The sequence below is a fragment of the Mesorhizobium sp. CA13 genome (assembly GCF_020165235.1).
Classification (GTDB): domain Bacteria; phylum Pseudomonadota; class Alphaproteobacteria; order Rhizobiales; family Rhizobiaceae; genus Mesorhizobium.
In genome coordinates, this window is sequence record NZ_JAIUHS010000012.1 from 74,208 (window position 1) to 88,664 (window position 14,457).

Genomic DNA, 14,457 nt, shown 5'->3' on the forward strand with positions numbered 1-14,457 from the left:
CTTCAATTGTCCGGGCAGACCTAGCGCGGGACGGGCTGCCTGTCGATCACCCTGCCGCCAGCACTTCCACCTCGACCTTGAATTCCGGCCGGGCAAACCCCGATACGATCATCAGCGTCGAGGCCGGTGCGGGATCGGAGAACAGGCTGTTGCGGACATCCATGTAGGATTGGAGATGAGCGCGATCGGTCACGAAGGCGTTGATGCGCACAATATCCTTCAGCCCCAATCCGGCCTCGGCCAAAATGGCGATTATGTTGGCGAAGCAAAGCTCGGCCTGGGCGCCGGCGTCTTCCGGAACGAAATCGTCGAAACGGATGCCGAGTTGGCCCGAGCACAGAATCAGACGCTTTCCAGCCGGCACCTCGACGCCGTGGCTGTAGCGCGCAAAGGGCGGCTTGATCGACTTTGGCTTCAGAAATTTGAACATGGCAATCTCCTGTCTCCTGGCAGCCTAGGACCGGATGCCTCGTACCATCAAGATGGCGGTGCATGCCGCCGGTGCGATTGTGGACAGGCGTTTAAAAAATAGGCACGATGCCTCCGGTGCAGCACGACCTTTCCGGCGTTCGCAGATGGCTGTGGTGCAGGCGGGCGGGTCCCGGTGCGAGACGCCGGTGGCATGTGTCTTGCTTCTTGAATCTCTGGTGTCGAGCCTGGCGCGTGGCGCGCCGGAGCAAACAAAGGGTGGTGGTGTCGATGTACGGAAAACTGAAGATGTCGGTAGCGGCGGTGGCCGTGCTTGCGGCGAGCACGCTTGGTGCCGCGGCAAATGAAAAAGTCACCTTCGGCACCAACTGGCTGGCCGAGCCGGAACATGGCGGCTACTACCAGGCCGTGGCCGACGGCACCTATGCCGCCTGCGGCCTCGACGTCACCATCATGCAGGGCGGCCCGCAGGTCAGCGGCCGGCCGATGCTCCTGGCCGGCAAGATCGATTTCTACATGGGCGGCAACCTGCTGTCGGCCTTCGACGCCGTCCAGCAAGGCATTCCGATGCGCGTGGTGGCGGCCGATTTCCAGAAGGATCCGCAGGTCATCATGTCCCATCCCGGCGAGGGGCTGGACAAATGGGAGGACCTGAAGAACGCCGAGCAATACATTCTGGGCGACGAGGGCGCGCAGACCTTCTTCCAGTGGATGATCATCGAACTCGGCTTCGACGCGGCCAAGCGCGTGCCCTACACCTACAACACTGCTCCCTTCCTCGCCAACAAGAAGTCGATCCAGCAAGGCTATGTCACCTCCGAGCCGTTCGCGGTCAAAAAGGAAGGCGGCTTCGTACCCAACCAGTTCCTGCTCGCCGACTATGGCTGGGACACCTATTCGACGACGATCGAGGTGATGCAGGACACGATCGACAAGAAGCCGGAGGTGGTCCAGTGCTTCGTCGATGGCTCGGCCAAGGGCTGGTACAAATATCTCTACGGCGACAACAAGGCCGCCAACGACCTGATCAAGAAAGACAATCCTGACATGACGGATGAGCAGATCGCTTTCTCGATCGAGCAGATGAAGAAGTTCGGCCTGGCCGATTCCGGCGACACCGAGAAGCTCGGCATCGGCGCTATGAACGAGGCGCGGATCAAGAGTTTTTACGACAAGATGGTCAAGGCCAAGGTCACGCCCGCCGGCATCGACATCACGAAAGCCTACACGCTGGCCTTCGTCAACAAGGGCGTCGGACTCGAGCTGAAGAAATAGGCCGTTCCGGCATGATGCAAGAAAAGGTGGCGCAAGCGCCGGTGAAGGCTTCGGCCTCCTTGCTGGCGCTGCGCGGCGTCGGCAAGGTCTTTTCCAATGGCGTGACGGCGCTCGCCGACGTCGACCTGACGATCCGGGAAGGGGATTTCCTCAGCCTGCTCGGGCCGTCCGGCTGCGGCAAGTCGACGGCGCTGCGGCTGATCGCCGGCCTGTCAACGCCGACCTCCGGCATGCTCGACTGGCGTGCGGGCGGTTCGCTCGACCGCTCTAACATCGGCTTCGTGTTCCAGGAGCCGACATTGCTGCCCTGGGCCAGCGTCTTCGACAATGTCTGGCTGCCGCTTAGACTGAAAGGCGTCAGCCGTGCCAAGGCGGCACCAGTGGTGACCGAGATGCTGGCAAGGGTTCATCTCACCGGCTTCGAGAACGCCGTGCCGCGCGAACTGTCGGGTGGCATGAAAATGCGCGTCTCGATCGCGCGGGCCCTGGTGACCAAGCCGCGCGTGCTTTTGATGGATGAGCCGTTCGCGGCGCTCGACGAAATCACCCGCTTCAAGCTCAACAACGATCTCCTGGAGCTATGGCAGGACGAGCGCTTCACCGTCGTCTTCGTCACGCATAGCGTCTTCGAAAGCGTGTTTTTGTCCAACAGGGTTGTCGTGATGGCGGCGCGGCCAGGCAGGGTGTTCGACGAGCTTGCCATCGATGCGGCCTATCCTCGCGACGAGGCCTTTCGCACCTCCCCCGATTATGCGGCGCTGTGCCGGCAGACGTCCGACGTACTGGTCAAGGCCATCAATTCAATTGCAGGTTCGCATCATGACGGCCATTGACGGTGCGTTGAAACTCGACCCCGAGGAAGCACGCCGCGCGCGCCAGGAGCGGCTCGAGCGGATCGGCCGCTGGGTCCTGCCGCTGGCGATAATGATCCTGGCGATCTGGCTGTGGGACCGTATCTGCGTGTGGAACGAAATTCCGCAATACATACTGCCGCGACCCGGCGTGGTGCTGGCAACGCTCTACAACGACGCCGGCCTGCTGTTCTCCGCACTGCTGGTCACCTTGCGCATCACCTTCCTCAGCCTGCTCCTTGCCGTCATCGGCGGCGTCGGGCTGGCGGTGCTGTTCGCACAATCGAAATGGGTGGAGATGTCGTTCTTTCCATTCGCCATCGTGCTGCAAGTGACGCCGATCGTGGCCATCTTCCCGCTGATCAACATCTATGTCGACAACCAGACGACCAAGCTTCTGCTCTGCGCCTGGATCGTCGCCTTCTTTCCGATCCTCTCCAACACCACCCTCGGCCTCAACTCCGTCGACCGCAATCTGCGCGACCTGTTCAAGCTCAACGGCGCGACGCGCTGGCAGCAATTGCGCTATCTCAGGCTGCCGGCGGCGATGCCGTATTTCCTCGGCGGGCTGAAGATCGCCGGCGGCCTGTCGCTGATCGGCGCCGTGGTGGCCGAGTTCGTGGCCGGCGCTACCGGCCAGTCGTCTGGGCTCGCCTCGCGCATCATCGAGGCCGGCTACCGGCTCAACGCGCCAAGGCTGTTCGCGGCGCTGTTCCTGATCTCCCTGACCGGCATCCTGATCTTCCTCGTGCTGTCGCTGATTTCGCATCTCATTTTGCGGCGCTGGCACGAGAGCGCACTGAAGCAGGAGCGGTAGGGGTGTGTGACGTGATTGAGATGCTGGCGCGAGGCGCCGCCCTCTGTCCTGCCGGACATATCCCCCTCAAGTGGGGAGAGGGGGGCAACGCTTGATACCAACCTTCGGCTCTTACCATCTCGCCAATGTTCGCCTGCATCGCTCACTGACGCCAGGATTTGTCGCGCCCTTCGACGGTGACGGCTTTGCGCTCGCCGATATCTCGGTCGCCGACGGCAAGATCACAGGCATCGCCGCGCATGCCGGATCGAAGGCGCCGCCCGGTGCCGTCGACCTTGCCGGCCGTATCGTGATGCCCTGCTTCGTCGACTGCCACACGCATATCGACAAGGGCCATATCTGGCCGCGAAAACCCAATCCCGACGGCACTTTCATGGGCGCGCTGAATGCCGCAGGTGCGGACCGCGCTGCCCGCTGGAGCGCCGAGGACGTGGCGCGGCGCATGGATTTCTCGCTGCGCTGCGCCTACGCGCACGGCACCAATGCACTGCGCACGCATCTGGACAGTGTCCCGCCGCAGGAGGAAATCTCCTGGCCGGTGTTCGAGACGATGCGCGAGAGGTGGCGCGGCCGCATCGAGTTGCAGGGCGCCTGTCTGATCGGCATCGAGGGCGTGCGCGACAAGAATTGGTTCGACAGGCTGGCCAAAAGGGTGGCCGACGCCAAGGGCGTGCTTGGCGTCGTCACCTACATGGTGCCGGACCTGGAAGACCTGCTCGACCATGTCTTCGCCCAAGCCATCAAGCATGGCCTCGATCTCGATTTCCATGCCGATGAGACCGACGACGTCGCGGCGATCTCGCTGAAGAAAATCGCCGAGGCGTCGCTGTGGAACGGGTTCGAAGGCAAGATCCTCGTCGGTCACTGCTGTTCGCTGGCGCGCCAGCCGGACCTCGAGGTGCTGGACACGCTGGACAAGGTGGCGAAGGCCGGGCTGGCAGTGGTGTCGCTGCCAATGTGCAATCTCTATCTGCAGGACCGGCGGAGCGGTCAAACCACGCCGCGCTGGCGCGGGGTGACGCTGCTGCACGAGATGAAGGCGAGAGGCATTCCGGTCGCGGTGGCTTCCGACAACACGCGCGATCCCTTCTATGCCTATGGCGACCTCGACATGCTGGAGGTCTACCGCATGGCGACGCGCATCCTGCATTTCGATCACCCGGTCGCCGATTGGCCGCAGGCCGTCACGGCGACGCCGGCTGATGTGATGCGGCTCGATGGTTTCGGCACGCTTGCCTCCGGCGGCGATGCCGATTTCATTGTGTTCAAGGGCCGCAGCTGGACCGAATTGCTGTCGCGGCCCGAATCGGATCGCATCGTGGTGCGCGCCGGGCGGGCGATCGACCGACAATTGCCCGACTATGCCGAACTCGACGAGCTGATGGTGGAATGATGGATATCGCCGCGCTGAAACGCGATCTCGACGGGATAAAACTCGACGACAATCCGGCCATCGTCCAGCAGAAGAGCCGCGACTTCTATTGGTACAGCCCGGTGCTGAAGCAGCAGCTCGATCACGTCACCGGCGACATGGTCGTGACACCGAAGACCGAGGCCGAGCTGATCCGCGTGCTCGCCGCCTGTCACCGGCGCGGCGTCCCGGTGACGCCGCGCGGCAGCGGCACAGGCAATTACGGCCAGGCGATGCCGCTCTCGGGCGGCGTCGTGCTCAACCTTGCCGAGATGAACGAGGTCAAGTCGATCGCGCCGGGGCGCGTGGTGACGGGGCCGGGCGCGGTGCTGGCCGACATCGACAAGGCAACGCGGGCGCATTCCGGGCAGGAATTGCGGCTCTCACCCTCCACCTACAACACCGCCTCGATCGGCGGCTTCATCGCCGGCGGTTCGGGCGGCGTCGGTTCGATCAATTTCGGCGGCTTGCGCGATTTCGGCAATGTGCTGCGCCTGCGCGTGGTGACCATGGAGGCCGAGCCGAGAGCGCTGGAACTCACCGGCGAGGACCTGCACAAGGTGACGCACGCCTACGGCACAAACGGCATCATCACGGAAGTCGAAATGCCGCTGACCGCGGCCTATGAGTGGGTCGACATCATCGTCGGCTTCCACGCCTTCATGGACGCGGCGCGCTACGGCAATGCGCTGGCCTGCCAGGACGGCATCCTGACCAAGCTGATAACGCCGATCGCGGCACCCGTGCCGCAGCTCTATTTCAAACGGCACCAGAAATTCCTGAAGGATGGGCAGAGCATCTGCGTCGTCATGGTGGCGCGGCACGGGCTGGACGCCTTCCTCGCTTTCACGCGGCGCACCGGCGGCGAGGTTATTTTCAACGCGGCCACGGCGACGGCGGAGGAGCAGAAGGGCCTGCCGCCAGCCTATGAGCTGGCCTGGAACCACACAACGCTCAGGGCGCTGCGGGTCGACTCCTCGATCACCTATCTGCAATCGCTCTATCCCTTTCCCAACCAACTCGCGCTGGTCGAGAAGATGGACGCGATGTTTCCGGGCGAAGTGTTCTCGCATCTGGAGTTCGTGCGGCTGGACGGCAACATCACCTGCTTCGGCCTGCCGCTGGTGAAGTTCACCACCGAGGCACGGCTCGACGAGATCATCCGCCTGCATGAGGAGAATGGTTGTCCGATCTTCAACCCGCATCGTTACACGCTGGAAGAGGGCGGCATGAAGCAGACCGATGCGGTGCAACTCGCCTTCAAGCGCGAGATCGATCCGCAAGGCCTGCTCAATCCCGGCAAGATGATCGCCTGGGAAAACCCGGATTATGACTACCGTTCGGGACGGACTTTTCTGTTCAAGGGGCTGCAGAGGGTGGGATGAGGAGAGGTTCGCGCCTGAACGCCCCCCTCTGGCCTGCCGGCCATCTCCCCCTCAAGGGGGGAGATTATTCGCGCCACCGCTTTCGCCTATCTCCAACGTTGGAAGCACAGGCGCGGCGTAAGGGCTGCCAATCTCCCCCCTTGAGGGGGAGATGCCCGGCAGGGCAGACGGGGGCGCCTCGCGCTGACCTTCGAGATATCTTCCCGTGAACATCCTCGTCCTCCACGCCCATCCGGTCGAGACCAGCTTCAATGCCGGCCTGCACCGGACGATCGTCGAGCGACTGACGGCTGCCGGCCATGCGATTGACGACTGCGATCTCTATGCCGAGGATTTCGACCCGCGGCTCTCTCGCCAAGAACGGCTGGACTATCACAATCCGCGCGGTTCCGCCGACCCTGCGGCGCCGTATGTCGACCGCCTGCTGCGCGCCGATGCGCTGGTGCTTTCCTATCCGGTCTGGAATTACGGCTTTCCGGCAATCCTGAAAGGGTTCTTCGACCGCGTCTTCCTGCCCGGCGTGTCTTTCAAGCTGATCGACGGCAAGGCGCAGCCGTCGCTGCACAACATCAGGAAGATCGCGGCGGTCACCACCTATGGCGGCAGCCGGTTCCGCGCCCTGCTGATGGGCGACCCGCCGCGCAAACTGGTCAAGCGCGTGCTGCGTGCCACGGTCAAGCCGGGTGCTCCCGTTTACTATCTGGCGCATTATTCGATGAACCTTTCGACCGACGAGACGCGCAAGGCGTTCTTGGCCAAGGTCATTGCCAGCATGGACAGATTCTGATGCGCGCGCTGGTGGTTTATTGCCATCCGGTGCCGGAGAGTTTTTGCGCCGCTATCCGCGACACCGCTGTGGAGGTGCTGACGCGAAGGGGCTGGGAGGTGCGGCTGCTCGATCTCTACGCCGAGAAGTTCGATCCAGTGATGAGCTGCGAGGAACGGCGTTTCTACAACGACCAGGCGCCGCAGGACCTTGCGCTGAAGCCGCATTTCGAGCTGCTCAACTGGGCCGAGGCGATCCTGTTCGTCTATCCGACCTGGTGGTACGGGCTGCCGGCGATGCTGAAGGGCTGGCTCGACCGGGTGTGGGCGACGGACGTCGCCTTCAAGCTGCCGGCAGGCAAGGGGCGGATCAAATCGCTGATGCGGCATGTGACCAAAGTTGGCGTCATCACCACCTGCGGCGCGCCGACCTGGTGGAGCGTCGTCGTCGGCCAGCCCGGGCGCAAGACCTTGCTGCGCGGCATGCGGGCGCTCTGCGCCACGCGCTGCCGGACCTTCTTCCTGGCGCATTATCTGATGGACGCCTCGACGCCGAAGACGAGGGCGGCGTTTCTGGCGAAAGTGCGGACAAAGCTGGAGCGGTTTTGAGGGGCGAACTTCCCTTCTCCCCTTGTGGGAGAAGGTGGCCTCGCGCAGCGAGGTCGGATGAGGGGTGTTCCAGGGAACGCCAGCGTCTCACTCCGCTGGAACACCCCTCAACCGTCTCGGCGCTGCGCGCCGATCCACCTTCTCCCACAAGGGGAGAAGGGAAAACCGCGCTACATCTTCACCCTTTCCGCCTTCGGATCATACATAGGCTTCAGCGATGCCTCGGCTGCGAAACGCTCGCCGGCGATCTCGATCTCATAGGACGAGGCCAGCACATCCGCCTCGCTCTCCCCCTTGCAGGGCACATAGCCCAGCCCGATCGCGCCGCCGAGATGGTGGCCGTAATTGCCTGAGGTGATCGGACCGACGATCTTGCCGTCGCGCAGGATCGCCTCATTGTGGAAGAGCAGCGGCTGCGGGTCCTTCAGCCGGAACTGGACCAGCCGGCGGTTCAATCCGCTTTCTTTCTTCTTCAACACCGCATCGCGGCCGATGAAATCGGCTTTGGCGGTCTTCACCGCAAAGCCGAGACCGGCTTCCAGCACGTTGTCCTCGTCGGTGATGTCGTGGCCGAAATGGCGGAAGGCTTTTTCGATGCGGCAGGAATCGAGCGTATGCAGGCCGCACAGCTTCAGCCCGACATCGGCGCCGGCCGCATCGATGGCCTCGAAGACATGGGCCGCCTGGTCGGTCGAAACATAGAGCTCCCAGCCAAGTTCGCCGACATAGGTGACACGGTGGGCGCGGGCGAGCCCCATGCCGATCTCGATCTCCTGGAACGTGCCGAACGGATTGTTCTCGTTGGAGAAGTCGTTCGGGCTGACCTTCTGGATCAGCTTTCGCGCGTCCGGGCCCATCAGGCAGAGCACGCTTTCGGCTGCGGTTACATCGGTGATGACGACGAATTCATCCGTCAGGTGCTTGCGCAGCCAGGCGAGGTCGCGCTGCAGCGTGGCGCCGGGCACGACGAGGAAATAGGCCGTCTCCGACAGGCGCGACACCGTGAGATCGCTCTCGATGCCGCCGCGCCGGTTGAGCATCTGCGTGTAGACGATCTTGCCTGGCGCCACGTCCATGTCGTTGGCGCACAGTTTTTGCAGGAACGCGCAGGCGTCACGGCCTTCGACGCGGATCTTGCCGAACGAGGTCATGTCGAACAGGCCGACCTTGTTGCGGACGGCGAGGTGCTCCTCGCGCTGGTTGTCGAACCAGTTCTGCCGCTTCCAGGAATAGCGGTATTCGCGCTCCTGGCCTTCGCGCGCGAACCAGTTGGCGCGCTCCCAGCCGGCGACTTCCCCGAACACGGCGCCGCGCGCCTTCAGATGCTCGTGCAGGGGCGAACGGCGCACGCCGCGCGACGTTACCACCTGGCGATAGGGGAAATGATCGGCATAGAGCAGGCCGAGCGTTTCGGAGACGCGCTCCTTGAGGTAGCGGCGGTTCTTCTGGAAAGGCTGGGCGCGGCGGATGTCGACTTCCCACAGGTCGAACGGTGCCTCACCGTCGTTGATCCACTGCGCCAGCGCCATGCCGGCGCCGCCTGACGAGACGATGCCGATCGAATTATAGCCGGTCGCCATCCAGTAGCCCCGCAGTTCCGGCGCCTCGCCGAGATAGTAGCGGTCGTCGGGCGTAAAACTTTCGGGGCCGTTGAAGAAGGTATGGATGCCGGCGGTGGCCAGCATCGGCATGCGGTTTACGCCCATTTCCAGGATCGGCTCGAAATGGTCCATGTCCTCGGGCAACTGGTCGAAGCAGAAATCCTCGCTTATGCCGTCCATGCCCCACGGCTTGGCCACCGGCTCGAAGGCGCCGAGCATCATCTTGCCGGCATCTTCCTTGTAGTAGGCGCACTCGTCGGGCACGCGCAGCACCGGCAGGCGGCTCAGCCCCGGGATCGGCTCGGTGACGAGGTAAAAATGCTCGCAGGCGTGCAGCGGGATGGTGACGCCGTTCTGGGCGCCCAGTTCGCGCGCCCACATGCCGGCGCAGTTGACGACGATGTCGGCCTCGATCGTGCCTTGCTCCTCGCCCTGGGCCCAGGACACGCCGGTGACTCGGCCGTCCCTGGTGTGGACCTTGGTGACCTTCACATTCTCCACGATGGTGGCGCCGCGCTGGCGCGCGCCCTTGGCCAATGCCATGGCGATGTTGGCCGGGTCGCACTGGCCATCGAGCGGCAGATGCACGGCGCCGACGACGTCGGACACGTTGAGATGCGGGTACATCTCCTTCACTTCCCTGGGCGAAATCTCGCGCACGTCGACATCGAAGGCGCGGGCGAGTGAAGCCTGACGGTAGATTTCGTGCTTGCGCTCCTCGGTCAGCGCGACGGTGATCGAGCCGACCTGGCGCATGCCGGTGCCGACCTCGGTCTCGGCTTCCAGCTTGACGTAGAGGTCGGCCGAATATTTCGCCAGACGCGTCATATTCTGCGAGCCGCGCAACTGGCCGATCAGGCCGGCGGCGTGCCATGTCGTGCCCGAGGTCAGTTGCTTGCGCTCCAGAAGCACGATGTCGGTCCAGCCGAGCTTGGCCAGGTGATAGGCGACCGAGCAGCCGGAAACGCCGCCGCCGATGATAACCGCACGGGCTTTGGCGGGAATGGTCCGGGGGGAAGCGATGTTCATGCGGCCTCGCGGCGATAGCTGGAGACAAAGCGGCGCAGCCGGAGTGCTGCTTCCCGCAGGACGGGTTCCGGCTGGCACAGGCTGATGCGGATATGGCCGGCTGCGGCCTCGCCGAAGCTGGAGCCGGGCATGACGCCGACCTTCTCCTTGTCGAGGAAGGCGAAGGCGAACTTCTCGTCGTCGGATTCGACGGCCGATATGTCGAGCATGACATACATGCCGCCTTCGGAGCCGCGCACGCCCACATCGTTCATGCCGCGCACGGCGTCGAGCAGGACGGCGCGTCGCGCCGCATAGCGTTCGGCGATTTCCTTCACGCCATAACCCTTCTCCAGCGCCTCGGTGCAGGCTATCGAGATGAAGGCCGGCAGGCCGTAGGTCGTCACCAGATTGAGGTTGGTCAGCAGCGAGATCATCTCGCTCGGGCCGGTCAGCCAGCCCATGCGCCAGCCGGTCATGCCGTGGCTTTTGGACATGGAATTGACGACCAGCGTGCGCTCGGCCATGCCGGGCAGGGAACGCGGCGAGATGTGCTCGCCGCCGCCGAGCGTCCAATAGACTTCGTCTGACAGCAGCCACAAATCGTGCTCGCGGCAGACCTCGGCCAGTTGTTCCAGCCGTTCGCGCGAATAGACGGCTCCGGTCGGATTGTTCGGCGTGTTGATCAGGATGGCACGCGTATTCGGCCGCAATGCCGCGCGGATCATGTCGGCGCGGGGCTGAAAACCGTCCTCGGCCGGCGTCTCGACAACCGTGAAGGTCGCGCCCGCGGCGCTGAAGGTGTTGGGGTAGGTCGCGTAGTATGGCGCAACCACGATGGCGTGGTCGCCCGGGTCGAGCACGGCCTGCACGGCGGCGTAGAGCGCCGCCTGGCCGCCCGGCGTGGCGATGACCTGGTCCGGCGTCGTCTCGACCCCCGTGCAGGCGCCCGAGGCGGCCGCCATGGCCTTGCGCAAGCGCGGCAGGCCGGGCAGGGGGGTGTAGTGGTGATTGCTGCCGCGAACCGCGGTCACGCAGGCCTCGATCGTTTCGGAAGGCGTATCGAAATCGTGATCGCCGACCGACAGCATGATGATGTCCTCGCCGGCCTCCTTGCGGGCCCATGCGGCGAAGTGGACTTCCCAGCCATCCTTGCCCGACGGCACGATGCCTGAAATGCGCGATGATGGTTTTGGCATCAGGCTCTCAACCTTTCGTTCTTCGGATCCCACAAGGGCTCGTCCTTCTGCACGACCGCCTTGAAGCGGTCGCCGAAGATCTCGACTTCGACCGATGTGCCGGGCTCCGCCAGGTCGGCGCGCAGCATGCCGAGCGCGATCGACTTGCCGACGCGGTGGCCCCAGCCGCCTGACGTCGTCTCGCCGACGATCTGGTCGTCATGCCACAGCGTCGACATGTAGGGTGCGTCGCAATCGCCGGGGTTTTCGACCACCAGCGTGACGAAGCGCTTCCTGACGCCCTGCTGCTTCTCGTTCTGCAGTGCCACCTTGCCGCGGAAACCGGGCTTGTCCCATTTGACGAAGCGCTCGAGCCCGCCTTGCAGGATCGAGTAGTCGGTCGAGAGGTCGCCTTTCCAGGTGCGGTAGCCCTTTTCAAGCCGCAACGAATCCAGCGCGTACATGCCGAACGGTTTCAGGCCGTGCGGCTGTCCCGCCGCGCAGATGGTGTCGAAAACGGCGGCGGTGTCGTCGACCCTGGTGTGGATTTCCCAGCCGAGTTCGCCGGCGAAGGAGACGCGTACCAGCTTCGCCCAGCGCCCGGCGATATCAGTTTCCTGATGCGTCAGCCACGGCAAGGTCAGGTCGGCCTCACAGACGGCTGCGAGGATTTCCCGCGACTTGGGTCCGGCCAGGATTTGGGTGGAGAATTCCTCGGTCCGGTCGATCAGCTTGAAAGTCGCATCCTTGGGCATGTGCGATTCCAGCCATTCGAAGTCATGCCATTGCGCAACCGCCGCAGTGATCAGCGTCATGGACTCCTCGCCATGGCGCACGACCGACATTTCAGTGACGATGCGGCCCTTGTCGTCGGAGAAATAGACGAGACCGATGCGGCCGGGCTTCGGCACGAGGCCGGTCACTTGCCGGCTCAGCCATTCGGCGGCGCCCGGACCTTCGAGGTTGAAGCGCGAAAAACCCGGCAGGTCGAGTATGCCGGCGGCGTCGCGAACGGCCAGGCATTCCTCGCGCACGCGGTGCTGCCACGACCCGTCGCGACGGAAGGTGAGCGTTGCTTCCTCGGAGACGTCGTCGCCATCCTGCGCATACCAGGTGGCGCGCTCCCAGCCATTATAGGCGTCGAAGCGGGCGCCGAACGCCTTGATGCGATCATGGATCGGCGACAATTTCCTGTCGCGTCCCGCCGGCCAGGCATGGCGCGGAAACTGGATGGCGTATTCGTTGCCGTAGATCTCCATGCCTTTGGCAACGCAATAATCCGGCGCCGAAGCGAAGAATGTGAAGCGGCGCGGGTCGCAGGACCACATGTCCCATTCGGTCTGGCCCTCAGTGATCCATTCGGCCAGCACCTTGCCTGCACCGCCGCCTTGCGCGATGCCGAAGGTGAAGACGCAGGCCTCGAACGCGTTGGGGACTCCCGGCATCGGCCCGATCAGCGGATTGCCGTCCGGCGCATAGGGGATCGGGCCGTTGATGACCTTGGACAGGCCGGCGGTACCCAGGATCGGCACGCGAGCGACGGCATCTGCCAGATAATGCTCCAGCCGGTCGAGATCGTCGGGGAAAAGCTGGAAGGAAAAATCCTCCGGCATCGGGTCGTTGTGACCAGTCCAATGCGCGCGGCAATTGCGCTCATAGGGGCCCAGATTCATCCCGTTCTTTTCCTGGCGCAGATAGTAGGAAGTGTCGACGTCGCGCAGCAGCGGCAGCTTTCTGCCCTGTTCCTTCGACCATGCGGCGAGTTCGGGGATCTCCTCGAACAATATGTACTGATGGCTCATTACCATCATCGGCACTTCGCGGCCGAACATTTTTCCGACTTCGGCGGCACGGTAGCCGGCGGCGTTGACGACGATCTCGCAGCGGATCTCGCCTTGCGCTGTTACAACCACCCACTCGTCCTTGTCGCGGCGCACGCCTGTCACCGGGCAGAAGCGTATGATCCGGGCACCCATGTCGCGCGCGCCCTTGGCCAGTGCCTGGGTCAGCTGCGCCGGGTCTATGTCGCCGTCGCTCGGGTCGTAGAGGGCGCCTTTCAGCTCATGCGTCTCGATGAAGGGATACCGGCGCTTGATCTCGTCCGGGCCGACAATCTCGATGTCCATGCCCTGGTAGCGGCCCATGCCCTTGGCGCGCTGGAACTCCTGCATGCGCTCTTGCGTGTGGGCAAGACGCAGCGAGCCGGTGACATGGTAGTTCATGGGATAGTCGACGGCCTCGGCCAGCCCGCGATAGAGCTCGGTCGAATAGCGCTGCATGTTCATCAGCGACCAGGACGAGGAGAAGGTCGGCACATTGCCGGCGGCATGCCAGGTCGAGCCGGAGGTGAGTTCGTTCTTTTCCAGGAGAACGCAGTCGGTCCAGCCCGCCTTGGCGAGATGGTAAAGCGAGGAGGCGCCGACGACACCGCCTCCGATGATCACCACGCGTGCCGTGCTCGGCAAACCGGCCATGTTCTTCTCCAACCCTTGGTCCAATTTTCATTCAATAAACCGGCGGCGAAACCACCCAGATGACGACCGCCGGCTCCATTCCCGGATTGCGCCAGCGGAAAGGCTTGCCCTCGAAGCGAAAGGAATCGCCTTCGCCGAGGCGATGCCATGTCCCCGATATTTCGATGTCGAACGTCCCCGACACGACATATCCAGCCTCTTCGGTCGGCCGACGCGCCTCCGTCCTGAGTTCGGCGCCCGGGGCGAAGACCGAACGCAGCATCTCGAAGCTACCGCCGAGATCGGGCGACAGAAGCTCCTCCATGAGGCCGGATTCGCTTGTGCCAAGGGTGCGGCGGCTGCCGGCGCGCACGACCGCGCCGCGCTCGCTTTCGACGGGGACGTCGTGGCCGAAGAACAGGCTGACCGGCACGCCGAACAGTTCGCCGAAGGCCCTGAGGTCACTGAGCGACGGTGTCGACAGGCCGCGTTCGACCTGGCTGACCCAGCCGACCGACCGACCGAGTTTCAGGGCGATCTCGGCAAGCGTCAGGCCACGCGCCTTGCGCAGCGCCCTGATATCGCCGGCCAGCAATCGCTCGTAATTTCCCTGCAATGCTTTCGCTGTAGCTGGAGGCAAATCGTGCCCTCGTGAAAAAATCCAATCAAATTTCA

Annotated in this window: 12 protein-coding genes; 7 read left to right on the forward strand and 5 right to left on the reverse strand. The window is 63.8% G+C overall.

The window, feature by feature from the left end; all coding sequences use genetic code 11:
• Window positions 1-46: 46 nt before the first annotated feature.
• Window positions 47-430 (reverse strand): RidA family protein, encoded by a 384-nt coding sequence (locus tag LB566_RS23805; RefSeq protein ID WP_140639074.1) that lies wholly within the window; start codon window positions 428-430, stop codon window positions 47-49.
• A gap of 269 nt (window positions 431-699) precedes the next feature.
• On the opposite strand from LB566_RS23805, the gene LB566_RS23810 reads away from it, so the two are divergent.
• From LB566_RS23810 to LB566_RS23840, 7 genes are all read left to right on the forward strand, one after another.
• Window positions 700-1,704 (forward strand): ABC transporter substrate-binding protein, encoded by a 1,005-nt coding sequence (locus LB566_RS23810; RefSeq protein ID WP_224627791.1) that lies wholly within the window; start codon window positions 700-702, stop codon window positions 1,702-1,704.
• A gap of 11 nt (window positions 1,705-1,715) precedes the next feature.
• Complete coding sequence (locus tag LB566_RS23815) at window positions 1,716-2,537, forward strand: ABC transporter ATP-binding protein (RefSeq protein ID WP_224627801.1); 822 nt, start codon at window positions 1,716-1,718, stop codon at window positions 2,535-2,537.
• The gene (locus LB566_RS23820) at window positions 2,524-3,372 is read left to right on the forward strand and encodes an ABC transporter permease (RefSeq protein ID WP_140495613.1); all 849 of its coding nucleotides are present in this window, start codon (window positions 2,524-2,526) and stop codon (window positions 3,370-3,372) included. The genes LB566_RS23815 and LB566_RS23820 overlap by 14 nt, the downstream gene beginning before the upstream one ends.
• Window positions 3,373-3,463: 91 nt before the next feature.
• A complete protein-coding gene (locus LB566_RS23825; RefSeq protein WP_224627803.1) occupies window positions 3,464-4,765 on the forward strand; it encodes a cytosine deaminase in 1,302 nt (433 codons plus the stop codon).
• Entirely contained in the window at window positions 4,765-6,168 is a 1,404-nt protein-coding gene (locus LB566_RS23830) for an FAD-binding oxidoreductase (RefSeq protein ID WP_224628031.1), read from the forward strand. Before LB566_RS23825 ends, LB566_RS23830 begins: the two co-directional genes overlap by 1 nt.
• Before the next feature lie 205 nt (window positions 6,169-6,373).
• Window positions 6,374-6,955, forward strand: a complete 582-nt coding sequence (locus LB566_RS23835) for an NAD(P)H-dependent oxidoreductase (protein WP_140639068.1) — start codon at window positions 6,374-6,376, stop codon at window positions 6,953-6,955.
• Complete coding sequence (locus tag LB566_RS23840) at window positions 6,955-7,542, forward strand: NAD(P)H-dependent oxidoreductase (RefSeq protein WP_140639067.1); 588 nt, start codon at window positions 6,955-6,957, stop codon at window positions 7,540-7,542. The genes LB566_RS23835 and LB566_RS23840 overlap by 1 nt, the downstream gene beginning before the upstream one ends.
• A 170-nt stretch (window positions 7,543-7,712) precedes the next feature.
• Here the strand turns inward: LB566_RS23840 and LB566_RS23845 are convergent, their stop codons facing one another.
• Genes LB566_RS23845 through LB566_RS23860 form a run of 4 tightly spaced genes read right to left on the reverse strand, consistent with a single transcriptional unit; the run spans window position 7,713 to window position 14,377 of the window.
• Window positions 7,713-10,172, reverse strand: coding sequence for an FAD-dependent oxidoreductase (locus LB566_RS23845; protein WP_224627806.1), 2,460 nt, complete (start codon window positions 10,170-10,172; stop codon window positions 7,713-7,715).
• Window positions 10,169-11,350 (reverse strand): pyridoxal phosphate-dependent aminotransferase, encoded by a 1,182-nt coding sequence (locus LB566_RS23850; protein WP_224627808.1) that lies wholly within the window; start codon window positions 11,348-11,350, stop codon window positions 10,169-10,171. Before LB566_RS23850 ends, LB566_RS23845 begins: the two co-directional genes overlap by 4 nt.
• Window positions 11,350-13,803 carry an FAD-dependent oxidoreductase gene (locus tag LB566_RS23855; RefSeq protein WP_224627811.1) on the reverse strand — a complete coding sequence of 818 codons (2,454 nt, stop codon included), beginning with the start codon at window positions 13,801-13,803 and terminating at the stop codon, window positions 11,350-11,352. The genes LB566_RS23850 and LB566_RS23855 overlap by 1 nt, the downstream gene beginning before the upstream one ends.
• 31 nt (window positions 13,804-13,834) lie before the next feature.
• The gene (locus tag LB566_RS23860; protein WP_181172510.1) at window positions 13,835-14,377 is read right to left on the reverse strand and encodes a helix-turn-helix domain-containing protein; all 543 of its coding nucleotides are present in this window, start codon (window positions 14,375-14,377) and stop codon (window positions 13,835-13,837) included.
• Window positions 14,378-14,457: the final 80 nt, after the last annotated feature.

What these genes read in the sequence shown, in the direction of transcription:
- LB566_RS23850 (WP_224627808.1), bottom strand. Translation starts at nt 11,350, where the DNA reads ATGCCAAAACCATCATCGCGCATTTCAGGCATCGTGCCGTCGGGCAAG.
- LB566_RS23810 (WP_224627791.1), top strand. Translation starts at nt 700, where the DNA reads ATGTACGGAAAACTGAAGATGTCGGTAGCGGCGGTGGCCGTGCTTGCG.
- LB566_RS23830 (WP_224628031.1), top strand. Translation starts at nt 4,765, where the DNA reads ATGGATATCGCCGCGCTGAAACGCGATCTCGACGGGATAAAACTCGAC.
- LB566_RS23815 (WP_224627801.1), top strand. Translation starts at nt 1,716, where the DNA reads ATGATGCAAGAAAAGGTGGCGCAAGCGCCGGTGAAGGCTTCGGCCTCC.
- LB566_RS23840 (WP_140639067.1), top strand. Translation starts at nt 6,955, where the DNA reads ATGCGCGCGCTGGTGGTTTATTGCCATCCGGTGCCGGAGAGTTTTTGC.
- LB566_RS23820 (WP_140495613.1), top strand. Translation starts at nt 2,524, where the DNA reads ATGACGGCCATTGACGGTGCGTTGAAACTCGACCCCGAGGAAGCACGC.
- LB566_RS23845 (WP_224627806.1), bottom strand. Translation starts at nt 10,172, where the DNA reads ATGAACATCGCTTCCCCCCGGACCATTCCCGCCAAAGCCCGTGCGGTT.
- LB566_RS23855 (WP_224627811.1), bottom strand. Translation starts at nt 13,803, where the DNA reads ATGGCCGGTTTGCCGAGCACGGCACGCGTGGTGATCATCGGAGGCGGT.
- LB566_RS23805 (WP_140639074.1), bottom strand. Translation starts at nt 430, where the DNA reads ATGTTCAAATTTCTGAAGCCAAAGTCGATCAAGCCGCCCTTTGCGCGC.